The organism is Stenotrophomonas sp. SMYL8, from assembly GCF_036320065.1.
Lineage (GTDB): Bacteria > Pseudomonadota > Gammaproteobacteria > Xanthomonadales > Xanthomonadaceae > Stenotrophomonas > Stenotrophomonas maltophilia_A.
Window position 1 is genome coordinate 1 of the sequence record NZ_JAWIRR010000032.1, and the last position, 23,585, is coordinate 23,585.

The following is a 23,585-nucleotide window of genomic DNA, read 5'->3' on the forward strand; positions in this document are numbered from 1 at the left end:
CAACGCTGAGCGCCCCCACCTGTCCCTTAAAATGCAGACGCCCGATGCGATGCATCGGGCGTCTTTGGCCGCCTGACGGCGGCCGGACCATCCACCCATCGGTGTCAACCTATGGCAGGACGAGTCATTCCCTCAGCGCGCCAGCAGTACCGGCAGCGACGACGCCAGCAACGCTATGCCTGACGCGGTCAGCAGGCCCAGCACGACCTGCCGGAAGCGTGCCTCGCTGATGCCGATGTAGACCCGCGCGCCCAGCAGGGTCGGCACCAGCATGGCCGGTGCCACGATGGCGAAGTACGGCAACATCTGCCGGCTCACCAGGCCGCTGCCGACATAGGTGGCCATGGTCACCGCCAGCATCGCCAGGTTGAAGTTCTGGATGACCGCGCGCTGCTCGTCCTTGCCGAAGCCTCGCAGGGTGCTCCACAACGTCGGCACCGGCCCGGCAAAGCCGCCGATGCCACTGAGCACGCCACCGGCCATGCCAGCAATCGCATCACCGATACGGCCGCCGACGCGGACCGGAGGCAACGAGCGCGCCATCAGCATCACCGGGCACCACAGCGCCAGGAAGCCACCCAGCAGCGCCTTGAACCAGTCCATGTCCAACCGTGGCAGCACCGTCACGCCCAGCGGAATGCCGGCCAGCCCACCCAGCACGAACGGCAGCAGCAGGCGCAGGTTGAAACCGCGGCGCACGGTGAACACTGCGACCAGCTGCCCGACCAGCGCACCAAACACCGAAAGCGTCGCCGCCAGCCGCGGCTCCAGTCCCCACGCCCAGAACGACATCGCCACCATGCCGAAGGCGAAGCCGGACAGGCCCTGCACGAATCCGGCGACGATCGCGCCCAGCGCGACCAGCAGATACACCGACTCCATCACCACCTCGGTTGCTGCCGCGCGACTACCCCGCCGCGCCCACCTGTGCAGCGTAGTGCGCCGCAAGGTGCTCGACCAGCGCACGCACCTTCGGCGCCAGCGCCCGCGCGTGCGGATACAGCGCGAAGTAGCGCCGCTGTCCGGCGTGCCAGGCGGGCAGCACACGGATCAGGCGGCCGGCACGCAGGTCCTCCTGCACGGTCAGCGCAGTGAAGAGGCTGATGCCCATGCCAGCCAGCGCAGCGGCATACAACGCTGGCGTCGCATCCACCCGCAGGCGCTGCCCCGCCTCGATGCTCGCGGCGGCACCGCGTGGTCCCTGCAGCTGCCAGGGCGACATCGCCGCTGTGGGACTGAAACCCAGCAGCGTGTGCTGTGCGAGGTCCGAAGCCTGCCGGGGCAGACCGTGCCGCGCCAGATAGGCCGGTGCGGCGACCAGGATACGTGGGCAGCTGGCCAGCTCGCGGGCGACCAGCTGGCTGTCCGGCAAGGAAGGCGCGATGCGCAGGGCCAGATCGAAGCCACCCCCGACCACATCAACCAGCTGGTCGTCGGCGGAAAGATCCAGCGTGACCTGTGGATAGCGCTGCAGGAACGACGGCAACCAATGCGGCAGCTCCTGGCTGGCGACCACCTGCGGCACGCTGATCCGCACGGTGCCGCTGGGCTGTGCCTGCCCTGCGCGTGCGCGGTCATCCGCCTCCTGCAGGCGATCCAGCAGCGCTGCCGCCTCGCGGTAGTAGTCGCGACCGGCTTCGGTCAGTGACAGCCGGCGGCTGTTGCGATCGAGCAGTCGAACCTGCAGATGTTCTTCCAGCTGCCGCAGTTGCCGTGACATCGCCGAATGGGTGGTACCCAGTCGTTCGGCGGCGGCGGTGAAACTGCCTGCATCGACGATGGCGCGCAGCGCACGCAGGGCGGCGAAATGGTCCATCGGCGGGCGGCTCCAGGTGGCGGGGCCCGCGGCGTGCGGGCCCCGTCAGCTTATCAAGCGCCGTCGCCGGCCTTGCGCACCGGCAGTGCCAGGATCGCGTCAGTCGCCATGACATCGCCGAAGGTGTCCTCAATCTGCGCCAGCGAGGCGTCATGCAGCGCGCGATGACCGATGCGCTGGCCTCCGGCAAGATCCAGATCACGGCTGGCAGTTGCATCGGACGACACGATGACACGGTAGCCACGCGGTGCCGCTGCGGCATCGCGGGCGGCACCGGCCACGCAGGCATGGGTCTGCAGGCCGGTGACGATCAGGGTGTCGATGCCGGCATCCTTCAGCACCTGGTCGAGCACTGCGGCGGAGTCACCGGCGAACACGCTGACGTTGTCCTTCTGCACTACGGTCTCGCCCTTGCGCGGCTGCAGGTCGCGATGGAAGGCGGCATTGACGCTGCCCTGCGCGAACAGCGGCGCACCCACCGGCAACACGTGCTGTACATGGATCACGCGGATGCCGTGGGCATCGGCGAACTCGACCACCCGCTTCGCCTGCCGCAGTGCGGCCACGCCATCGGGGATGACCATGCGGCCACCGGCGAAGCCCGGCGCAGCGCTGCCGTCGAAGTATTCGTTCTGGAAGTCGATCACCAGCACGGCGGTCTTCGCCGCATCCAGCGAAGCCACAACGGGTGCGCCAGCCATGTGGCGGATGGTGGGATGGGGCGGTTCGGCAGCGGTGACGGGGGTAACGGTGGCCATGCCGATCAGGCTGGCCAGACCAAAGGCGGTGAGGTTCATGTTCAAGCTCCTGTGCGGTGAAAAGTGGGCACATGATGCGGAGCGGACGGCGCACGAACCAGCCATGTAAAAGCACATGATCTGTGCGAATTTCGCACAGACAATCCCCTGTAGAGCCGCCCCATGGGTGGCTGCGGACCAAAGCCCCGCCATCCACGCATGGCGTGGATCTACCGAGCCGACCCACAACGCAACGAGGCGCCCGAAGGCGCCCCGCTGCGGTTCCGTCAAGGAACGCCGGCCGCTTACAGGCGGCTGGCGATGGCCTGGGCAAAGCTCATGGTGGTGCCGGTGCCGCCCAGGTCGCCGGTCAGCGAATCCTTGGCTTCCATGGTCGCCACGATGGCCTTGCGCAGGCGCTCGGCATTTTCCGGCTGGCCGACATGGTCCAGCATCTGCGCCGCTGCCAGCAGCAGCGCGCACGGATTGGCCTTGCCCTGGCCAGCGATGTCCGGCGCGGTGCCGTGCACGGCTTCGAAGATCGCCGCGCCCTTGCCGATGTTGGCACCCGGGGCCAGGCCCAGGCCGCCGACGAGGCCGGCGCACAGGTCGGAGATGATGTCGCCGAACAGGTTGGTGGTGACGATCACATCGAACTGTTCCGGACGCATCACCAGCTGCATGCAGCAGTTGTCGACGATCATTTCCTGGAATTCGATGTCCGGGTACTGCGCAGCCACTTCACGGGCGACATTCAGGAACAGGCCCGAGGTCGACTTGATGATGTTGGCCTTGTGTACGGCGGTGACCTTCTTGCGGCCGGTGCTCTTGGCCAGCTCGAAGGCGTAGCGCACGATGCGCTCGGAGCCCTTGCGGGTGATGCGGGTGCCGGAGAAGGCGGTCTCGCCGTCGGCCGACACTTCCTGGCCTTCGGCCAGGTAGGCGCCTTCGGTGTTCTCACGCACGGTGATCAGGTCGACGTTGTCGAAACGCGACTTGGTGTTCGGGAAGGTGTGGGCCGGACGCACATTGGCGTACAGGTCGAAGTGACGGCGCAGGCTGACGTTGATCGAGGTGAAGCCACCACCGACCGGGGTGGTCAGCGGGCTCTTCAGCGCGACCTTGTTGCGCGCGATCGATTCCAGGGTCACCGCCGGCATCAGGTCGCCGTGCTTTTCCAGGGCCACCAGGCCGGCGTCGGCGTCTTCGTACTCCAGGCCAGTCTTGAGCTGGTCGAGCACGAACAGGGTGGCGTCCATGATTTCCGGGCCAATGCCGTCGCCGCGGATGACCGTAATTTTCTGCGTCATTGATCGATGTTCCGAACAGGGGGAAAAACGCCGTCCGGACGTGCCCGGAAACGCCGGCGCAAAGGAAGTTTCACCGGCAATTATGCCTGAGCCGGGGCCGAGGTCCCAAATAGACCATGGTCCCAGTGCCCGGCTCAGGCAGAATTGCCCGCGCATCCCACCTTATCCCCGCGCCTGTCGGCGCGCCCCCTTGAACAACAAGGGGGCTCCTGGGCTGTGGGATCACGGGGAAGGCGCCCCGCACGTCCGGTAGTGCCGGCCGCTGGCCGGCAACCTCGGCCATGTGGGGTTCACGGAATGCCGGCCAGCGGCCGGCCCCCCCCGCCCCCCCCCGCCCCCCCCCCCCGGGGCGCCCGCCCCCCCCCCCCCCCCCCCCCCCCCCACTACCGGGAGGGCCGCAGACCCCGGTTCCCGGCGCCCGTCAGGTTCAGTGCGCGTGCGCTTCCGGGGCGGCGGCGCCGCCTTCGAGCTGGTCGAGGAAGTCGACCGCGCGGCGCAGGTGCGGGATCACGATGGAACCGCCCACCACCAGGCCGACCGAGAAGGTCTCGAAGAACTCTTCTCGGGTCACCCCGGCGTCCTTGCACTGGGCGACGTGGTAGCTGATGCAGTCGTCGCAGCGCAGCACCATCGAGGCCACCAGGCCCAGCAGTTCCTTGGTCTTCACGTCCAGCGCGCCGGCCTGGTAGGTCTGCGTGTCCAGCGCGAAGAAGCGGCGCACCACCTGGTTCGGCTCGCCCAGGATCCGCTCGTTCATGCGCTTGCGGAAGTCGGTGAACTCGGCGATGCGATCCTTGCTGCCGTCGTCGGCCGCGCTCATGCCTGGCCCTGCCCGGCCAGCAGCGGCTCGAGCTTGCCTTCACGGTGCAGGGCCATCATGTCGTCGTAGCCGCCCACGTGGACGTCGCCGACGAAGATCTGCGGCACGCTGGTACGGCGGGTCAGTGCCATCATCTTCTCGCGCTCGACCGGGTCCAGGTCGATGCGGACCTCGGTCCACTGCTGTCCCTTGCTCTTCAGGAAGTTCTTGGCGGCCACGCAGTACGGGCAGACGGCGGTGGAATAGATGGTGATGGCGGGGGCACCGCCGGCGGTCTGGGCTGTCACGGGAAACTCCACGATGGATCGACGGTCTACATATGGTACCGGTGCGCTGGAATTTCCACGCCACGGCCGCAACACTGTGGATTAACGAATGGTTGCCCCCCACCCTGCCACGCTTGGCGCGCCCTGCCCGAGGACCCACTGCTTGCGAGCCCTGCTGCTGACTACCACCGTCACCCTGGCCCTGGCCATGCCGCTCGCCCAGGCCCAGGAGAAGCTGCCCGACATCGGCTCCTCGGCCGGCGAGCTGCTGACCCCGGCCCGCCAGGCCGAGTACGGCGCGATGATGCTGCGCGAGCTGCGCAACTACGGCTACCTGCTGGATGACCCGCTGGTCAACGACTGGCTGCAGACCATGGGTACCCGGCTCGGCTCCAACAGCGACCAGCCTCGCCAGCCCTACACGTTCTTCGTGATGAAGGACCGCCAGATCAACGCCTTCGCCACGCTGGGCGGCTACATCGGGGTCAATGCCGGCCTGGTGCTGACCGCCGAGCGCGAGGACGAGGTCGCGGCGGTGCTGTCGCACGAAATCGCGCACGTCACCCAGCAGCACGTGCTGCGCGGGGTCGAGCGTGCCCAGCGCGACCAGATCCCGATCCTGCTCGGCATGCTGGCGGCGGTGGTGGCCGCACAGGCCAGCAACAGCACGTCGTCCGGCAACGCGACGATGGCCGCGATCAGCTCGGGCATGGGCCTGATGCAGCAGCGCCAGATCAACTACACCCGCTCCAACGAATCCGAGGCCGATCGCCTCGGCATCCGCACCCTGTCGCGCAGCGGTTACGACGTGGACGCCATGGCCGGCTTCTTCGAGCGGATGGCATCGGCGATGCGCGGCAACGAGGGTGGCTACAGCGTGCCCGAGTTCCTGCGCACCCATCCGGTCAACATCACCCGCATCAGCGAGGCGAAGGCCCGCGCCGACCAGATGAAGAAGGACACGGTGCTGCTGACCACCAGCACCCCCAGCGGCGAGCGCAGGGAGCGCGTGGACCCGGCCGATCCCAGCCTGGCCGAACCTCTGTTGCGCGGAACCAACCCGCTGCTGCCCAGCAGCGTGCTGCGCATCCCGATGGGCCAGCTCAGCCGCGGCGCCAGTGGCGACTTCGACTGGGCGCGCGAGCGCCTGCGCGTGCTCAGCGCGGATTCCACCCCCGAGCTGGAACGCGAGTATGCCGATCTGGCCAAGCGTCAGAAGGACGGCCTCAACGATGCCCAGCGCTATGGCCAGGCGCTGGCGGTGATGCGCAGCGGTCGCGCCGGCGCCACCCAGGCCCGGCAGACCTTGGCAGGCCTGCTGCAGACCCGCCCGGACAACCTGTGGCTGGCTCTGGGGCTGGGCGAGGCCGAATCGCGTGCAGGCCAGACCGCCCAGGCCAACAGCCGCTTCGAGCAGCTGCTGCGCCAGCACCCCAACAGCCGTCCGGTGGCGCTGACCTATGCCGAGATCCTGAACGAACAGGGCAGCCGCGAGGCGGGCCAGCGCGCGCAGGCCATGCTGCGGCCCCTGCTGTCGCAAAGCGGTAACGATCCGGTCTTCCAGCAGCGGTACGCCCGCGCCAGCGAGTTGGCCGGCGACAGCGTGCGTGCCAGCGAGGCCTACGCCGAGGCGGCCTTCCTCAGCGGCCGGCCGGAACAGTCGCTGATGCAGCTGCAGGCGCTCAAGCGCAATCCGGCGCTGGACTACGTAGGCCGGGCACGGGTGGATGCGCGCATCGAGGCGATCACCCCCACCGTGCTGGAGCTGCGCCGGCAGGGCGTGCAGGACCCGGACCTGGACCGCCGCTGAGCGCTGCATGACCGGCCGATGGCAATCCCGGCCGGTTCCGGCCAGGTAGTCACAAACATGTCATCAAACCGTAGTCTACTGGCACCACTCCAGTAACCGAGCCCTACGGTGTCCTCGTGCAGAAACGCATCCTGATCGTCGATGACGAGCCCGCGATCCGTGAAATGGTCGCCTTCGCCCTGCGCAAGGGCGATTACGAACCGGTCCACGCCGGCGACGCCCGTGAGGCCCAGACCGCCATCGCCGACCGCGTCCCCGACCTGATCCTGCTGGACTGGATGCTGCCCGGCACCAGCGGCCTGGACCTGGCCCGGCGCTGGCGCAAGGAAACCCTGACCCGCGAAGTGCCGATCATCATGCTGACCGCCCGCGGCGAAGAAAACGACCGCGTGGGTGGCCTTGAAGCCGGCGTCGACGACTATGTGGTCAAACCGTTCTCGGCGCGCGAACTGCTGGCCCGCATCCGTGCGGTGATGCGCCGCGCCCGCGAGGACGACGAGGACGGCAGCGTGGCGGTCGGCCCGATCCGAATCGACGGCGCCGCCCATCGCGTGTTCGCCAACGACCAGCCGGTGCCGATCGGCCCGACCGAATACCGCCTGCTGCACTTCTTCATGACCCACCCGGAGCGCGTCTATACCCGCGCCCAGCTGCTGGACCATGTGTGGGGCGGCAGCGTGTACGTGGAGGAGCGCACCATCGACGTGCACATCCGCCGCCTGCGCAAGACGCTGGAACCGTTCAACGCCGAAAACATGGTGCAGACCGTGCGCGGCGCCGGCTACCGCTTCTCCACTGCTACCTGAGTCTCGTCGTGCCGGCGCCACGCACCTGCGGGTGCCGGCGCCGGCAACTCTGCTATAACCCTCGGTTCACCCCAGTGAACCGCCGCACCTCAACGACGAGATCGCAATGCCCCGCCACATCCGCTCTGCCTGGTTGAAGACCCTGGCCACCGTTGCCGCGGTACTGCTGTTCGCCGGACTGGTGGGGTGGTTCACGGGCCATCTGTGGTTGTGCATCGCGTTGGGCGCGCTGGCCACGCTGGCCTGGCATTACTGGCGCCTGCGCAGCGTGCTGCGGCGCCTGACCGCGCGCCAGCGCTGGGATACCGCCGAAGAAGGCACCGGCGTCTGGAACGAGCTGGACCGCCTGCTGTACCGCAACCAGGTGGAAATGCGCGTGCGCAAGCGCCGCCTGCTGGACATGCTGCGCAGCTATCGCGCTGCGGCCGCCGCACTTCCCGATGCGGTGGTGGTGCTGGACCGCAACAGCCAGCGCGTGCAGTGGTTCAACGAAGCGGCCACCGCCCTGCTCGGCCTGCATCACCCCGGCGACCTCGGCGAAGCCCTGGTCGAACGCCTGCAGCCGATGCCGCTGGCGCACTGGCTGGCCGGCGGTCGCAACGCCGAACCGATCCTCGACGTGCCTTCGCCGGTCGATCCGGCGATCCGCCTGAACCTGCGCCTGATTCCCTATTCGTCGGATTACTGGCTGCTGATCGCCCGCGACGTCAGCAAGCTGCTGCGCCTGGAACAGGTGCGCCGCGATTTCGTGGCCAACGTTTCACACGAACTGCGCACGCCGCTCACCGTGGTGCACGGCTACCTGGACATGATGGACCCGGAGGATTTCCCGGGAACCGGACCGATGCTGGAAGAAATGCGCAAGCAGAGCCAGCGCATGGCCCAGCTGGTGGAAGACCTGCTGACCCTGTCGCGCCTCGAATCGCAGGAACACAGCGAGGAAGAGACCGTGGCCATGCAGCCGATGCTGGCGACCCTGCGCCGCGAAGCCGAAGCGCACAGCCAGGGCCGCCACCAGATCAGCATCGACGACCTGGCCGGCGTTGACCTGCAGGGCTCGACCAAGGAACTGCACAGCGCCTTCTCCAACCTGGTCACCAATGCGGTGCGCTATACGCCGGCCGGTGGCCGCATCGCCGTGGAGTTCCGCCGCGAAGGCGACGGTGCCGTGCTGGCGGTGCGCGATTCCGGCTATGGCATCCCGGCCTCCCACCTGCCGCGCCTGACCGAACGTTTCTACCGTGTCTCCAGCAGCCGCTCCCGCGAAAGCGGCGGTACCGGCCTGGGCCTGTCCATCGTCAAACACATCCTCGGCCTGCACCACGCACGGCTGGAGATTGAAAGCGAAGTCGGCAAGGGCTCGGTGTTCTCCTGCCATTTCGATGCCGACCACGTGCGCCCGCGCGAGTCCGCCCCCCTGACCTCCATCGAAGAATGACGCCATGAGCAGCCTCGGATCCCTCCCCCTCCCCGTGAGCCCGGACAACGATCCGTTGCGCGACCCGGCGCTGTACATCAACCGCGAGCTGTCGCAGCTGGATTTCAACTTCCGCGTGCTGGCGCAGGCGATGGACCCGCAGGTGCCGCTGCTGGAGCGCCTGCGCTTCATGTGCATCTCCTGCACCAACCTCGACGAGTTCTTCGAGATCCGCGCCGCCGCCGTACGCCACGCGCAGGAATTCGGCCTGCCGCCGGCGCCGGACGGGATGAGCCCGCAGGCCATCCTCAACGCCATCCATGACCGCGCCGCGGAACTGGTGGACCAGCAGTACCGCTGCTGGAACGAGACGCTGCGCCCGGCGCTGATGGAGGCCGGCATCGGCGTGCTCGGCCGCCATTCCTGGACCGATCGCCAGAAGCGCTGGCTGCGTGCGTACTTCCGCAACGAGATCATGCCGGTGCTGTCGCCGCTGGGCCTGGACCCGGTGCATCCGTTCCCGAAGATCCTCAACAAGTCGCTGAACATCGTGGTGGTGCTGAAGGGCACCGACGCGTTCGGCCGCGCCGGCCACCTGGCCATCGTGCGTGCGCCGCGCTCGCTGCCGCGCATCATCCAGCTGCCGGAGAAACTCGGCGGTCCGCAGAACTTCGTGTTCCTGTCCTCGGTGCTGTCCACGTTCGTCGATGAACTGTTCCCGGGCATGGAAGTCCAGGGTGCCTACCAGTTCCGCGTTACCCGCAACTCCGAGCTGGTGGTGGACGAGGAGGAAGTGGAGAACCTGGCGCTGGCACTCCGCGACGAACTGGTCGACCGCGGCTACCGGCCGGCAGTGCGCCTGGAAATCGCGCAGGACATGCCGCGCGACATCGTGCGCACCCTGCTGCAGAACTTCGGCCTGACCGAGAACGCGGTGTACCGCATCGACGGCCCGGTCAACCTCAACCGCATCATCCAGCTGTACGACCTGATCGCACAGCCGGACCTGAAGTACCCGCCGATGACCCCGCGCACCCTGCGCGACAGCGACGGCATCTTCGAGACCACGGCGCGCCAGGACCTGCTGCTGCACCACCCGTTCGATGCCTTCACCGCCGTGCTGGACCTGATCCGGCAGGCGGCGATCGATCCGAACGTGCTGGCGATCAAGCAGACCCTGTACCGCACCGGCAAGGATTCGCTGATCGTCGACGCACTGATCCAGGCCGCACGCAACGGCAAGGACGTGACCGTGGTGGTCGAGCTGCGCGCCCGTTTCGACGAAGAGGCCAACCTCGGCCTGGCCGATCGCCTGCAGGAAGCCGGCGTGCAGGTGGTGTATGGCGTGGTCGGCTACAAGACCCACGCCAAGATGCTGCTGATCGTGCGTCGCGAGGGCCGCAAGCTGCGCCGTTACGTGCACCTGGGTACCGGCAACTATCACAGCGGTACCGCCCGCGCGTACACCGACATCAGCCTGATCACCGCCGATGCGGACATCGGCAACGATGTGCACCTGTTGTTCCAGCAGCTGTCCGGGCTGGCCTCGAAGATGAAGCTCAAGCGCCTGCTGCAGTCGCCCTTCACCCTGCACACCGGCATCCTCGGCCGCATCGAGCGCGAGACGCGCATCGCCGCCGCCGGCCGCCCGGCGCGGATCATCGCCAAGATGAACGCCCTGAACGAACCGCAGGTGGTGCGCGCGCTGTACGCCGCCTCGCAGGCCGGCGTGCAGATCGACCTGATCATCCGCGGTGCCTGCACCCTGCGTCCGGGCGTGCCGGGCGTGTCGGACAACATCCGGGTACGCTCGATCGTCGGCCGTTTCCTGGAGCACAGCCGCGTCTACTGGTTCGGCAACGACGGCGCACCGGAGATGTACTGCGCCAGCGCCGACTGGTTGGAACGCAACCTGCTGCGCCGGGTCGAGACCTGCTTCCCGATCCTCGATCCGGAGCTGGCCAAGCGGGTCTACCGCGAGGTCCTGCAGAACTACCTGGACGACAACCTCAATGCCTGGGAACTGGATGCCGACGGCATCTACCACAAGCGTGCGCCCGCCCACGACGAGGCACCGCATTCTGCGCAGATGGCACTGATGCAGGGTCTGTAACCCGGTGTGTCGACCAAGGTCGACACCTACCAGGAGCGGTAGGCACCGATTTGGGGCTGGATAGGATCAGTGCCGACCAACGGTCGGCACCCACCATCAGATCGCAGAAATCTGTCGAAGGCGGGGTGGGTCCGGTTGAGGGGGCGTGAGCGGCATGGGCCCGAGGCATGCCTCGGGCGGGTTGGGCAGGATGCCCAGCCCCGGTCTTGCCGTGTGCGCAGGACAGCGCACACGAGCAGGCGCGACCGAGCTTACATGGACGTACTTGCAGCGTCCCCCTCAACCGGACCCACCCCGCCATCCCGCGGATAGCCCGCTGTTGCCGTTGCTCTGGCCTCTGCGGGTGCAGGGCGCAGCCCAGCCGCACTCCCCTCTTCCAAAATGTGAAGGTCGCGCGGTGACGAGCACACCGCCCCTTCGGCTAACATTCGTCCATGCCGCACACCACCACGACTCCGCCCGCATTGCAGGATGGCGACCTGCTGGCCGCCATCGACCTTGGCTCCAATAGTTTCCACATGGTCATCGCGCGCTACACGCTCGGCCAGCTGCGGGTAATCGACCGCCTGCGCGAGACGGTGCGCATGGCCGACGGCCTGGATGGCAAAGGGGGACTCTCCTCCGCTGCCCGGCAGCGCGCGCTGGAATGCCTGGCCCGCTTCGGCCAGCGCATCCGCAATGTACCGCCGCACCGGGTGCGCGCACTGGCCACCAACACCGTGCGCCAGCTGCGTTCACCGCAGTCGTTCCTGGTTCCCGCCGAAACCGCGCTCGGGCACGCCATCGAAGTGGTCAGCGGCCGCGAAGAAGCGCGCCTGATCTACCTGGGCGTGGCCCATGCACAACCGCCCAAGCCCGGCCAGCGCCGGCTGGTCATCGACATCGGCGGCGGCTCCACCGAGTTCATCATCGGCATGGGCATGCAGACCCTGGAGCGCGAAAGCCTGCAGGCCGGCTGCATTGCCAGCACCCGGCGTTTCTTCCCCGGCGGCAAGCTGAGCAAGAAGCGCTGGAAGGACGCGCTGGCCGAGATCGGTCGCGAGTTCCAGCCCTTCGCCAGCAAGTACCGCGCGCTGGGCTGGCAGGAAGCGCTGGGTTCTTCGGGCACGCACAAGGCGATCAGCGAGATCTGCGCGACGATGAAGCTGAGCAAGGGCGCGATTACCGCCGAGGCCCTGCCGCAACTGCGCGACGAACTGCTGAAGGCCAAGAAGATCGACGACATCCAGTTGCCGGGACTGTCCAGCGACCGCCGCCCGATCATTGCCGGCGGCATCCTGGTGCTGGAGGCCGCCTTCCAGGCGCTGGGCCTGCAGAAGCTGCTGGTCAGCAAGGCCGCGATGCGCGAAGGCATCCTCTACGACATCGTCGGCCGCGCTGGCGAGAACGATCTGCGCGATGAATCGGTGTCCGCGCTCAGCCAGCGCTACGGCATCGATACCGTGCAGGCCGACCGTGTGCAGGACACCGCGCTGTCACTGCTGGAACAGGTGCAGGAACGCTGGCGGCTCGATGCCGACGACGCGCGCATGCTCGGCTGGGCCGCGCGCCTGCACGAGCTGGGCCTGATGATCGCGCACAGCGGCTACCACGTGCATGGCAGTTACGTGCTGGAACACTCGGATATCGCCGGCTTCTCGCGGCAGGAACAGCAGATGCTGGCCGCGCTGGTGCGCAGCCATCGCCGCAGCGTGACCAAGACCGCCTTCGACGCCCTGCCCGAGCGCCTGCTGCTGACCGCTCGCCGGCTGGCCGCCCTGCTGCGCCTGGCGGTGCTGCTCAATCGTGCCCATGAGGACGATCCACTGCCGGCGTTGGAACTGACCGCCGACGACAACCGCCTGTCGTTGATCGTGCCGCAGGCCTTCATTGATGCCCGGCCACTGCTGCGCGCCGATCTGATCGGCGAGACCGACGGCATCGCCGGGCTGGGCATCCAGTTCCGGCCCTTCGTAGCCTGAGGCTCACGCTTTCCCGCGAGGGAAAGAAGGTCACACACCGTTACGGTTCGCGCATGCGCCCCCGGTTGACCTGCTGCGACGCAGCAGATCAAGTCGGGGGAGCGCATTCAGCGTTACAGCTAAGCGACTGCTTTTGTTGAGCTTTCGTGAAATCTGACGATGAAGCCCGGTACAAATCGACACGACCTCTTTACAGAGCATTAACCAACGAGACTACTATCGGGTCATCGGTCCGCTTGTGGGCGGCCGATTTCTTCGACGCCCCTTTTGGCGTCCCTGCACGACCTGAGAGAGAGAGAGCTCGTCATGACTTCACGTACCACCCCCCTGGGGCAGGCCATCCGCTACGCCCTGGCAACCACTGCGACGCTGGCCGCCCTGCCTGCGTTCGCCCAGAGTGGCAGCACCGCCGCGCCGACCACCCTGGATCGCATCGAGATCACTGGCTCGCGCATCCGCCAGGTGGACGTGGAGACCGCTCAGCCGGTCCTGGCACTGAGCCGGTTGGACATCGAGCGCCAGGGCTTCAGCTCGGTGGCCGACATCCTGCAGAACGTGACCGCCATGGGCAGCCCGGCGATCAGCCGTGCAAACGCACTGAGCTCGGGCGAAAACACCGGCGGCACCTACATCGACATGCGCAACCTGGGCGCGCAGCGCACCCTGGTGCTGGTCAACGGCAAGCGCCTGGGCATCAGCACCTCGGGCCTGCAGGACGTGTCCTCGCTGCCGGTGTCGGCGGTGGAGCGCATCGAAGTGCTGAAGGATGGCGCGTCGGCCATCTACGGTTCCGATGCGATGGCCGGCGTGGTCAACATCATCACCCGTTCCAACGTCAACGGTGTGACCGCCAACGTCTACCACGGTCAGTACAGCGAAGGTGACGGCGCGCGCGATCGCTTCGACGTGGTGGGTGGCTGGAGCAATGACCGCGTGTCGCTGACCCTGGCACTGGAGCACTCCGAAGAAAAGAGCGTCTGGGCCAAGGACCGCTGGTTCAGCAAGTACGGCGTGAGCGACCGCCACCCGAACGATGCCTCCAACTGGACCACGCTGAGCCAGTGGGGCCAGGTCACCGGCCTGAAGGGCGGCCCGGGCTGCACCAACACCAAGGACGGCTGCGGCTATTCGCTCAACCGTGGTGCTGACCCGACCAACCCGGCCAACTACCACCTGACCGATGCGACCCCGTTCACCGGCGACGTCAGCAACGCCAACGAACAGATGCACGTCATGTATCCGCTCAAGCGTGATTCGGTGTACTTCGACGGTCGCTTCAAGATCACCGACCAGGTCAACCTGCGCACCGAATTCGGCTACAACAAGCGTTCGGCCGAGCGCCAGATTGCAGGCTACCCCCTGCAGTCCAGCTCGGTGTCCATCTCGGGCGACCCGACCGCCACCGGCCTGATGTCCAAGGACAGCTACTTCAATCCGTTCGGCAACCAGCACGGCTATGCCAAGCCAACCGACGTGGCCTGGAACCGCCGCACCTGGGAAATCCCGCGTGTGAGCACCAGCGAACTGAAGACCTACCGTGCGGTAGTGTCGCTGGATGGCAGCTTCGAGATCGGCCAGCGCTACTTCGACTGGGACGTGGGCTACCAGTACAACCGCAACGAGCTGACCGCTACCGCCACCGGCAACCTGCACAAGAAGCGCGTGCGTGACGCCGTGGGTCCGTCGTTCCTGGATCCGGCCACCGGCAAGGTGATGTGTGGCCGTCCGGGCGCGGTGATCAGCGGCTGCACGCCGTGGAACCCGCTGGTGCCCTACGGCAAGAACGATCCGAACGGACTGACCGGCAATGAAGAACTGATGGCCTGGCTGTTCCCGGCGGAGCACACCACCGGCCGGACCACCACCAAGAACGCGTTCGCCAACCTGTCCGGCAGCATCATGACCCTGCCGGCCGGCGACCTCGGCTTCGCTTTCGGCGTGGAAAGCCGCAAGGAAGATGGCCGCTACACCCCCGATGCCCTGGCCCAGACCGGCGCGACCACCAACCTGGCCGCAGGCCCGACCGGTGGCAGCTACAACGTGAAGGAAGCCTACCTGGAGCTCAGCGTGCCGGTGCTGGCCGACCTGCCCGGTGCGCGTGAGCTGAGCTTCAGTGCCGCCACCCGTTACTCCAAGTACAACACCTTCGGCAACACGCTCAACAGCAAGTTCGGCTTCAAGTGGAAGCCGATCGACCAGCTGCTGGTCCGTGGTACCTGGGCAGAAGGCTTCCGCGCCCCGACCATCAACGACCTGTACGGTGGTGGTTCGGAAACCTTCGCGCAGTTCAGCGATCCGTGCGACACCGTGTTCGGCTCGGCCAAGGGGAGTGCCGAAGTCCGCGCGCGATGCGCACGTGACATCGCCGATGCCGCCAACTTCCGCCAGCTGAAGCAGGGCAACGCCCCGGTGACCACGGCGCAGGATGCGACCCCGACGCCGTTCGTGTCCGGTTCGAACCCGCTGCTGGTTCCGGAAACCTCGACCAGCAAGACGCTGGGCCTGGTGTGGAGCCCGACCTTCCTCAGCAACCTCAACGTGGCGCTGGACTGGTGGAAGATCCGCATCGACAACACCATCGTCGGTGACAGTCCGAACCAGATCCTGAGGGACTGCTACGAGCAGGGCATCGAATCGCGCTGCAGCCGCTTCAGCCGTGACCCGTCCAACGGCATCGTCACCGGCCTGAAGTTCGGCAACCGCAATGCCGGCTTTGCCGAGACCGAAGGTTACGACCTGGATGTCAGCTACCGCGTCGACACCAGCTACGGCAAGCTGAGCGCAGGCTGGACCAGCACCTACGTCAGCAAGAACGTCTACCGCTCCACCAACGATGTCCGCGAAGCGATCACGCCGATCAACGGCGTTGCCAACACCATCGGCACCGCCACCAGCCTTGCGTTCCGCGTGCGCTCGAACCTGGTGCTGGGCTGGGATGTGGGTGACTTCGGCGTCAGCTGGACGGCACGCTACTACTCCGGTGTGAAGGAGCGCTGCCTCAACGCCTCGCGTTATGCGGACGAATGCTCCGATCCGACCTTCCTGGCTCCGTGGCTGAAGTCGCCGACCGCGTACAACGAGCGCGGTGCCGTGACCTTCCACGACGTGCAGTTCCGCTACAACCTGCCGTGGGATGCCACCGTTTCGGTGGGCGCGAACAATGTGTTCGGCAAGGAAGCACCGGTGATGTACAGCAAGCCGAACTCGTCGTTCTCCTACTACGGTGGCTACGACATCGGTCGTTTCATGTACATGAAGTACCAGCAGCGCTTCTGATCCATCCGCGCTGTTGAAGCTCGACGACCACGGCCCTTCGGGGCCGTGGTTTTTTTCTGCCTCCGCGCAGACTGTCGCTTTCCACATTGACCGTGATGCGTTCAATCAGGGACACGGTCCTCTGCGCAGCGTCCGCCGCGATGCCACAGGTTGGAGCAATCGATTGATTTGCTTCCGCTTTGTGCAGAAGCGTCACGGCCGTCTGCAGCGCTTTCGTCGCTTGCCCATACGTCTCCCCATCCATCTTCACTAGGTTCGAACATCCACCGCCGCGGTGGAGTTGACGCAGCCCCGCTTGGCTGTGTTCCGAAGACTTCGAAGACTGAGAGAGAGACCCATGACCATCCGTATTCCCGAGCTCGGGTTGGCGATCCGTCGTGCACTGGCGATGACGGCCACCACCGCGCTGGCCGCCCCCGCATTCGCCCAGCACGCACCGGAAGCCACCACGCTGGACCGTATCGAGATCACCGGTTCGCGCATCCGCCAGGTCGACCTGGAAACCGCGCAGCCGGTGCTGACCATCAGCCGCGCCGACATCGAGCGGCAGGGCTTCAATTCCGTTGCCGACATCCTGCAGAACCTGACCGCAACCGGCAGCCCGGCCTTGAGCCGTGCCAGCCCGCTCAGTGCGGGCGAGGCCGCAGGCGGCAGCTACGTGGACATGCGCGGCCTCGGTGCACAGCGCACCCTGGTGCTGGTCAACGGCAAGCGCCTGGGCATGACCACTTCGGGTTACCAGGATATATCCAGCATTCCCGCCGCTGCCGTGGAACGCATGGAAGTGCTGAAGGACGGCGCCTCGGCCATCTACGGTTCCGACGCGATGGCCGGCGTGGTCAACATCATCACCCGGCGCAACGTCCAGGGCGTAACCGCCAACGTCTACCACGGGCAGTTCAGCGAAGGCGATGGTGCCCGCACCCAGTACGACGTGGTTGCCGGCTGGTCGAATGACCGCGCTTCGATCAGTGTCGCCGCCGAGCATGTCGAAGAAAAGGGCGTTTGGGCGAAGGACCGCGGCTTCAGCGCCTACACCTATACCGATCGTCATCCGGACGATGGCTGGACCACGGTCGGGCAGTGGGGGCGCATCGTCGGCTTCAAGGGCCCGGGCTGCAGCAGCGCCCGTGGCTGCAGCTATTCGCTCGATCGCGGCAGCCAGCCGGGCGGGCCGGACAGCTTCCACCTCAGTGACAACACGCCGATCACCGGTGATGTCAGCAACAGCAATGAACAGATGCACGTGCAGACGCCGATCAAGCGCGATTCGCTCTTCGTCGATGCACGCATGGATCTGAACGACCAGATCCGCTTCAACACCCAGCTGGCCTACAACCGACGCACCACCACGCGCCAGATTGCCGGCTATCCGTTCCAGTCCGGTGCGGCCGGCATCACGCCGATGTCCGCCGACAGCTGGTTCAATCCGTTCGGCCGCCACCACGGCTATGAACGCCCAAGCGACGTGCACTGGAACCGCCGCACCTGGGAGATTCCACGCATCAGCACCAGCGAACTGACCACCTGGCAGGGTGTCGCAGCGTTTGAAGGCAGCTTCCAGTTCGCCGGTCGCGACTTCGATTGGGAAGCCGGCTACCAGTACAACCGCAGCGAGCTGGAGCAGCGTGCCACCGGCAACCTGCACAAGCAGCGCGTTGCCGATTCCACCGGTCCTTCGTTCTACAACCCGGCCACCGGCAAGGTGGAATGCGGTACACCGGATGCACCGATTGCCGGCTGCAAGCCCTGGAATCCACTGGTGCCGTATGACCAGGATGACCCGTACGGCCTGACCGGCAATGGCGAACTGCAGGACTGGCTGTTCCCCGAGGAACTCACCCGTGGCCGCAACACCACCCGCAACCTGTTCGCCAGCCTCAGTGGCGGCCTTGCCACGCTGCCTGCCGGGGAACTGGGCTTCGCCCTGGGTGTGGAGAGCCGCCGCGAGGAGGGTCGCTTCATTCCCGATGCGCTGGCCCAGACCGGCGCCACCACCAACCTGGCGGCGGGCCCCACCGGCGGTGGCTACCGTGTCGACGAGGCCTATCTGGAGCTGAGCGTGCCGGTGCTGAGCGACCTCCCCGGTGCACGCCAGCTGACCCTGGACATGGCAACGCGCTACTCGGACTACACCACCTTCGGCGGAACCCTCAACAGCAAGTTCGGCATCTCGTGGAAGCCGATCGACCAGCTGCTGGTCCGTGGCACCTGGGCCCAGGGTTTCCGTGCGCCGACCATCTCGAATCTGTACGGCGGCGGCTCGCAGACCTTCACCACCGGCTTCCGTGATCCCTGCGATACGGTCTATGGCGCCGCCGCCAGCAGCCCGGAGGTACGTGCACGCTGCGCCGCCGACATCGCCAACGCGGACAGCTACCGCCAGCTCGGCCAGGGCAACGAGCCGATCACCGGCAGCAGTGGGCAGACGCCCCTGCCCTTCACCAACGGTTCCAATCCCGACCTGAAGCCGGAAACCTCGACCAGCCGCACGCTGGGCCTGGTCTGGAGCCCGACGTTTGCCGAAGGACTGAACATTGCATTGGACTGGTGGAAGATCCGCATCGACAACACCATCGTCGCCGACCATCCCAACGACATCCTCCGCGACTGCTACGAACTGGGCATCGCCGAGCGCTGCGGCAGTTTCACCCGCGACCCGGAACTGGGCATCGTCAACACGCTCAACTATGGCAGCCGCAACAGCGGGTTCCGCCAGGCCGAAGGCTATGACCTGGAGATCGGCCACAAGATCGAAACGTCCTGGGGCACGCTGAGCGCCGACTGGAAGACCACCTATGTGGTCGCCGCGGAAGAACGGACCACCAACGAGGCGGATGCCCCGCCCATTCCCAGCAATGGCATCGCCAGCAACGGCGGCATCGGCTTCCGTGTGCGCTCCAACGCATCGTTGGGCTGGGAGCGTGGCAACCTCGGCCTAAGCTGGGGCCTGCGCTATTTCTCCGCGGTCAAGGAGCGTTGCCTGGATGCAGCCACGTATCCGGGTGAGTGCTCGCACCCGGGCCAGCGCGCGCCGTGGTTCAGTGGCAGCCGTGACTACAACCGTCGCGGATCGGTCACCTTCCACGACGTGCAGGCGCGCTACAACCTGCCATGGGATGCGACCGTCTCGATCGGTGCCAACAATGTGTTCGGCCGCCAGGGACCGGCCATGTACAGCCAGCCGAGCGCCAACTTCTCCTACTACGGTGGCTTCGACATCGGTCGTTTCATCTACATGAAATACCAGCAGCGCTTCTGATCCACCCCGCCATCTGCACGACCGCCACGGCCCTTCGGGGCCGTGGTTTCGTACAGGGACCTGACCACCGTCATCCCGTGGTCGCAAAGCGGTCATATCGGCTACATCGCCAGGCCCGAGCATGCCGGAAACCCGGAGGCCCGCCATGCGCTATGCCATCGTCACCGAGACCTACCCGCCGGAAGTGAACGGCGTTGCCCTCACCGTGCAGGGCCTGGAGCAGGGACTGCGCAATTCCGGCCATGACATCGACCTGATCCGGCCACGCCAGACCAGCGAAGCACTGGACTCGGCACCGGGCACGCTGCTGGTGCCGGGCGCCGCACTGCCGCGCTACCCCGGCCTGCGCTTCGGCCTGCCTGCACCGATCCGGCTCAACCGCCACTGGCAGCAGCAGCGTCCCGATGCGGTCTACATCGCCACCGAAGGCCCGCTGGGCTGGTCGGCGCTGCGCACCGCGCGCCGCCTTGGCATTCCGGTCGCCAGTGGTTTCCATACCCGCTTCGACGAGTACCTGCCCGACTACGGCGTGGCCTGGCTGCAGGCTGCCGCGATGCGCTGGATGCGCCGGTTCCACAACCAGGCCGATGCAACCCTGGTGCCCACCCGCGAGCTGCAGCAGTTCCTCGGTGAACAGGGCTTCGAACGCGTGCGCCTGCTGGCACGCGCGGTCGACAGCCAGCAGTTCGATCCGGGCCGGCGCGACCCGGCGCTGCGCGAGGAATGGGGCGTGGACGGCAACGGCCTGGTCGCGATCCATGTCGGCCGCATCGCTGCGGAAAAAAACCTTGGCCTGGCGGTGAAAGCCTTCCGCCGCCTGCAGCAGATCCGCCCCAAAGCCCGCTTCGTCTGGGTGGGTGATGGTCCGGCCCGCGAAAAACTGGCACATGAAAACCCCGATTTCATTTTCTGCGGCATCCAGCGCGGCGAAGCCCTGGCACGGCATTTCGCCAGCGGTGACCTGTTCCTGTTCCCCAGCCGCAGCGAGACCTTTGGCAACGTGACCCTGGAAAGCATGGCCAGCGGCCTGGCCACCGTCGCTTTCGACTACGGTGCGGCCCGCGAATACCTGCGTGATGGCGAGAACGGTGCGGCCGTGGAAAACGATGAGCAGTTCATCGAGGCAGCGGTGCAGCTGGCCGCCGATGATGCACGGCGCCGCGAATTCGGCAGCAGCGCCGCGCGTGCGATGAAGCGCCTGCATCCACAGCAGGTGGTTGCCGAATTCGATGCCCTGCTGGCCGAGCTGGCCCAGTCGCGGAGGAGCGGCCATGCGCACCACGCCGCTTGAGCTGCTGGCTGGCCGCGAGGCGCGGCTCTGCCGCCGGGCCAACCACTACTGCCGGCGTCGCCGCGTGCGTCGCCTGTTCTCGGTCATCAGCCGGCTCGGCGATGGCGTGTTCTGGTACGTGCTGATGGGCGCGCTGGTGGCGCTGGACGGCTTCGACGGACTGCGTGCATCGGTGCACATGGCCGCCACCGGCCTGGCCGCACTGCTGCTCTACAAAAGCCTCAAGCGCTGGACCCGGCGTCCCCGCCCGTATGCGGCCGATCTGCGCATCCGCGCCTGGGTGGCGCCGCTGGACGAGTTCAGCTTCCCCTCCGGGCACACCCTGCACGCGGTGTCGTTCACCATCGTCGCGCTGGCCTACTACCCGTGGCTGGCGCCGCTACTGGTGCCGTTCACCTTCGGCGTCGCGCTGTCGCGGGTGGTGCTTGGCCTGCACTACCCGTCCGATGTACTGGCCGCCACCGGCATTGCCATCCTGCTGGCATCGGCCAGCCTGGCCTGGTTGCCGCTGCCGGTGTAGCCCCCGGGGTCAGATCCCTTCGGTAGCGCCGGGCCATGCCCGGCGGTGGATGCCCTAGAATGCCTGCATGACCACGTTGTTCATTTCCGACCTGCACCTGGACCCCAGCCGTCCGGAGATCACCGACCTGTTCCTGCGCTTCCTGCGCGAGCAGGCGCCCGGCGCCGATGCGCTGTACATCCTCGGCGACCTGTTCGAAGCCTGGATCGGCGACGACACGCCCTCGCCTGCTGCCGATGCGGTGGCCGACGCGCTGAAGGCACTTTCCGACAGCGGCGTACCGGTGTACTTCATCCGCGGCAACCGCGACTTCCTGCTCGGCGAAGACTATGCGCGCCGTGCCGGCCTGCGCATCCTGCCCGACCCGTGCGTGATCGAGCTGTACGGCCGCCCGGTGCTGCTGCAGCACGGCGACCTGCTGTGCACGGACGACATCCCCTACCAGCAGTTCCGTGCACAGACGCGCGACCCGGTCTTCCAGGCGCAGTTCCTGTCGCAGCCGCTGGCCGCACGCATCGCCTTCGCGCAGAAGGCACGCGACGCCAGCCAGGCCCGCCAGTCGGAAATGAAGCAGGATGATCGTGCGCAGTTCGAGTCGGTAACCGACGTGTCACCCGCCGAAGTCGATGCCACCTTCGTGCGCCATGGCGTGGACACCATGATCCACGGCCACACCCATCGCCCGGCGGTACACACGCTGCAGGCCGGTGGCCGCGCCTGCAACCGCATCGTGCTGGGTGACTGGTACGAACAGGGATCGGTGCTGCGCGTGGATGCCGGCGGCTGGTCGCTGGATACGCTCGCGCGCGAATGATGGATCGCGGGGTGCCAACCAAGGTTGGCATCTACCAGGGCAGGTGAACGCACCCAGGTAGACGCCGACCTCGGTCGGCGGTTGGCCTCAGCGGAAGGCCGCGATGGTGGCCTTGGTATTGACCAGCACGCGCTGGTTGTCGGCGGTGCTGGCATTGCCCATCGGGATGCCGTTGTAGTTGATGTTCGGGTTGGACCAGTAGTTCAGGCGCGGGCAGCCGGCCGAGCAGTCATAAGCCATGATCGTGCGCCAGCGCGAACCGGAGGACGGCTCGTAGCGATAACCGTGCCCATAGGCATAGGGCGACGTGCTGGGATCACTGGCGATATCGTGCCGCGCACTCTGCAGGTGGCCGATCTCATGCGCGAAGGAGTAATAGCCGGTCGCGCAATCCCAGTACACCGCCGCGAACGCCGTCGATGCCGTCGAACCGATGCCCGAGGCCAACCCGCAGTAGCTCGTGTTGTTGATCAGCAGCACGCCGACATCGGCCGCAGTGTTGTTGCGGCTGGTGTGGATGCTGTCCATGTAGCCGTCGCTGGTGTTGCGGAAGCGGGTCAGGTCGGTGGTGAAGTTGCCGGATTCGGTGTAGCTGGTGGTTTCATAGCCGGCCAGCTGCAGGGTGATGCCCACGTTGCTGTTGACGTAGCCCTGGTTGGATTCGGCTACCGCCAGCTGCACCAGCGACTGCATGTTGCCGCCATAGGCCGTTACCGCTGCATTGGTTGCCACCACCAGCACGCGGATGGTGGCCGGGGTACCGGACGAGGCCTGCGCGATGCCGATGCGGTCATTGTTGCCCATCGGGATTTTCGGCAGCTGGTTGTAGTCGGCCGGATGGTCGGCCGGCATCCGCGACTCATCCACTTCCACCAGTACATGGCGGTTGCCCAGTGGGCGCAGGCGATACAGCTTGCCGTCCTTGCGGATCGAACCGGTGAGGGTGTTGCCCGAACGCACCAGGATCACTGAATTACCAGGATCATCCTGGCCATTCGAAGTGGCGGCAGTCAGCCGATCGGACGGCGAGCGCAACTGGCCGTACCAGATGCTGCCGCCATCGGGCAGGGCTTCCACCTTGCTGCGCACCGCCTGCACACGCTGGCCAAGCAGTTCGAACTCCAGCTGCGGCTGCGCAGTGGCAGCAGCGTCGACACGCACTTCCTGTACCGTCGCGGTGGACGGGGTGGCCAGCAGCTTGCCCAGCGCGGGCTCACTGTTTGCCGATGCGCGGCTGATGACCGTCACCGGCTCGAACAACGGTGCCGCATGCGCGGCCGCTGCCACCGACAAACCCAACACCAGGCCACCTGCCGCTTTGCCAATCGATCTGGACAACATTGCGTCGCTCCTTGAATGATGTGAA

The 23,585-nt window shown here is 66.7% G+C and carries 17 protein-coding genes; 10 read left to right on the top strand and 7 right to left on the bottom strand.

The window, feature by feature from the left end; genetic code table 11:
- Positions 1-132 precede the first annotated feature (132 nt).
- The 6 genes from V3B25_RS18870 to grxC form a co-directional block, all read right to left on the bottom strand.
- Positions 133-882, bottom strand: a complete 750-nt coding sequence (locus V3B25_RS18870) for a sulfite exporter TauE/SafE family protein (RefSeq protein WP_032129085.1) — start codon at positions 880-882, stop codon at positions 133-135.
- A gap of 25 nt (positions 883-907) precedes the next feature.
- Complete coding sequence (locus V3B25_RS18875) at positions 908-1,816, bottom strand: LysR family transcriptional regulator (RefSeq protein WP_100437398.1); 909 nt, start codon at positions 1,814-1,816, stop codon at positions 908-910.
- A 53-nt stretch (positions 1,817-1,869) separates the two neighbouring features.
- Positions 1,870-2,613 carry a cysteine hydrolase gene (locus V3B25_RS18880; RefSeq protein ID WP_329811322.1) on the bottom strand — a complete coding sequence of 248 codons (744 nt, stop codon included), beginning with the start codon at positions 2,611-2,613 and terminating at the stop codon, positions 1,870-1,872.
- A 245-nt stretch (positions 2,614-2,858) separates the two neighbouring features.
- On the bottom strand, positions 2,859-3,863 hold the full coding sequence (locus tag V3B25_RS18885; protein WP_329811324.1) for an isocitrate dehydrogenase: 1,005 nt from the start codon (positions 3,861-3,863) through the stop codon (positions 2,859-2,861).
- Positions 3,864-4,290: 427 nt separating this feature from the next.
- Entirely contained in the window at positions 4,291-4,683 is a 393-nt protein-coding gene (locus tag V3B25_RS18890) for a carboxymuconolactone decarboxylase family protein (RefSeq protein WP_004146041.1), read from the bottom strand.
- Positions 4,680-4,970, bottom strand: a complete 291-nt coding sequence (grxC, locus tag V3B25_RS18895) for a glutaredoxin 3 (RefSeq protein WP_049400919.1) — start codon at positions 4,968-4,970, stop codon at positions 4,680-4,682. Before grxC ends, V3B25_RS18890 begins: the two co-directional genes overlap by 4 nt.
- An 88-nt stretch (positions 4,971-5,058) precedes the next feature.
- Here grxC and V3B25_RS18900 point away from each other — a divergent pair, with 88 nt between their 5' ends.
- From V3B25_RS18900 to lpxH, 10 genes are all read left to right on the top strand, one after another.
- Positions 5,059-6,759: a M48 family metalloprotease gene (locus V3B25_RS18900; protein ID WP_329811327.1), complete on the top strand. Its 1,701-nt coding sequence runs from the start codon at positions 5,059-5,061 to the stop codon at positions 6,757-6,759.
- Between the two features lie 116 nt (positions 6,760-6,875).
- Complete coding sequence (gene phoB, locus V3B25_RS18905; RefSeq protein WP_005408258.1) at positions 6,876-7,565, top strand: phosphate regulon transcriptional regulator PhoB; 690 nt, start codon at positions 6,876-6,878, stop codon at positions 7,563-7,565.
- A 106-nt stretch (positions 7,566-7,671) separates the two neighbouring features.
- A complete protein-coding gene (gene phoR, locus V3B25_RS18910) occupies positions 7,672-9,003 on the top strand; it encodes a phosphate regulon sensor histidine kinase PhoR (protein WP_032129078.1) in 1,332 nt (443 codons plus the stop codon).
- A gap of 4 nt (positions 9,004-9,007) precedes the next feature.
- A complete protein-coding gene (ppk1, locus tag V3B25_RS18915; RefSeq protein ID WP_153856557.1) occupies positions 9,008-11,095 on the top strand; it encodes a polyphosphate kinase 1 in 2,088 nt (695 codons plus the stop codon).
- Positions 11,096-11,529: 434 nt separating this feature from the next.
- Positions 11,530-13,056 (top strand): exopolyphosphatase, encoded by a 1,527-nt coding sequence (gene ppx / locus V3B25_RS18920; protein ID WP_010483920.1) that lies wholly within the window; start codon positions 11,530-11,532, stop codon positions 13,054-13,056.
- Positions 13,057-13,362: 306 nt separating this feature from the next.
- A complete protein-coding gene (locus V3B25_RS18925) occupies positions 13,363-16,332 on the top strand; it encodes a TonB-dependent receptor (RefSeq protein ID WP_049422614.1) in 2,970 nt (989 codons plus the stop codon).
- A 337-nt stretch (positions 16,333-16,669) separates the two neighbouring features.
- Complete coding sequence (locus V3B25_RS18930) at positions 16,670-19,594, top strand: TonB-dependent receptor (RefSeq protein WP_329811332.1); 2,925 nt, start codon at positions 16,670-16,672, stop codon at positions 19,592-19,594.
- A 145-nt stretch (positions 19,595-19,739) separates the two neighbouring features.
- Complete coding sequence (locus V3B25_RS18935; RefSeq protein ID WP_032129074.1) at positions 19,740-20,885, top strand: glycosyltransferase family 1 protein; 1,146 nt, start codon at positions 19,740-19,742, stop codon at positions 20,883-20,885.
- The gene (locus tag V3B25_RS18940; RefSeq protein WP_049422612.1) at positions 20,866-21,405 is read left to right on the top strand and encodes a phosphatase PAP2 family protein; all 540 of its coding nucleotides are present in this window, start codon (positions 20,866-20,868) and stop codon (positions 21,403-21,405) included. The genes V3B25_RS18935 and V3B25_RS18940 overlap by 20 nt, the downstream gene beginning before the upstream one ends.
- Positions 21,406-21,472: 67 nt before the next feature.
- Positions 21,473-22,219, top strand: a complete 747-nt coding sequence (gene lpxH / locus V3B25_RS18945; RefSeq protein ID WP_201118254.1) for a UDP-2,3-diacylglucosamine diphosphatase — start codon at positions 21,473-21,475, stop codon at positions 22,217-22,219.
- 87 nt (positions 22,220-22,306) lie between these two features.
- Here the strand turns inward: lpxH and V3B25_RS18950 are convergent, their stop codons facing one another.
- Positions 22,307-23,560: a zinc-dependent metalloprotease gene (locus V3B25_RS18950; RefSeq protein ID WP_032129071.1), complete on the bottom strand. Its 1,254-nt coding sequence runs from the start codon at positions 23,558-23,560 to the stop codon at positions 22,307-22,309.
- Positions 23,561-23,585: the final 25 nt, after the last annotated feature.

What these genes read in the sequence shown, in the direction of transcription:
- ppx (WP_010483920.1), top strand. Translation starts at nt 11,530, where the DNA reads ATGCCGCACACCACCACGACTCCGCCCGCATTGCAGGATGGCGACCTG.
- V3B25_RS18900 (WP_329811327.1), top strand. Translation starts at nt 5,059, where the DNA reads ATGGTTGCCCCCCACCCTGCCACGCTTGGCGCGCCCTGCCCGAGGACC.
- lpxH (WP_201118254.1), top strand. Translation starts at nt 21,473, where the DNA reads ATGACCACGTTGTTCATTTCCGACCTGCACCTGGACCCCAGCCGTCCG.
- ppk1 (WP_153856557.1), top strand. Translation starts at nt 9,008, where the DNA reads ATGAGCAGCCTCGGATCCCTCCCCCTCCCCGTGAGCCCGGACAACGAT.
- V3B25_RS18940 (WP_049422612.1), top strand. Translation starts at nt 20,866, where the DNA reads ATGCGCACCACGCCGCTTGAGCTGCTGGCTGGCCGCGAGGCGCGGCTC.
- V3B25_RS18885 (WP_329811324.1), bottom strand. Translation starts at nt 3,863, where the DNA reads ATGACGCAGAAAATTACGGTCATCCGCGGCGACGGCATTGGCCCGGAA.
- V3B25_RS18925 (WP_049422614.1), top strand. Translation starts at nt 13,363, where the DNA reads ATGACTTCACGTACCACCCCCCTGGGGCAGGCCATCCGCTACGCCCTG.
- V3B25_RS18950 (WP_032129071.1), bottom strand. Translation starts at nt 23,560, where the DNA reads ATGTTGTCCAGATCGATTGGCAAAGCGGCAGGTGGCCTGGTGTTGGGT.
- V3B25_RS18930 (WP_329811332.1), top strand. Translation starts at nt 16,670, where the DNA reads ATGACCATCCGTATTCCCGAGCTCGGGTTGGCGATCCGTCGTGCACTG.
- V3B25_RS18880 (WP_329811322.1), bottom strand. Translation starts at nt 2,613, where the DNA reads ATGAACCTCACCGCCTTTGGTCTGGCCAGCCTGATCGGCATGGCCACC.
- V3B25_RS18935 (WP_032129074.1), top strand. Translation starts at nt 19,740, where the DNA reads ATGCGCTATGCCATCGTCACCGAGACCTACCCGCCGGAAGTGAACGGC.
- V3B25_RS18870 (WP_032129085.1), bottom strand. Translation starts at nt 882, where the DNA reads ATGGAGTCGGTGTATCTGCTGGTCGCGCTGGGCGCGATCGTCGCCGGA.
- phoR (WP_032129078.1), top strand. Translation starts at nt 7,672, where the DNA reads ATGCCCCGCCACATCCGCTCTGCCTGGTTGAAGACCCTGGCCACCGTT.
- V3B25_RS18890 (WP_004146041.1), bottom strand. Translation starts at nt 4,683, where the DNA reads ATGAGCGCGGCCGACGACGGCAGCAAGGATCGCATCGCCGAGTTCACC.
- V3B25_RS18875 (WP_100437398.1), bottom strand. Translation starts at nt 1,816, where the DNA reads ATGGACCATTTCGCCGCCCTGCGTGCGCTGCGCGCCATCGTCGATGCA.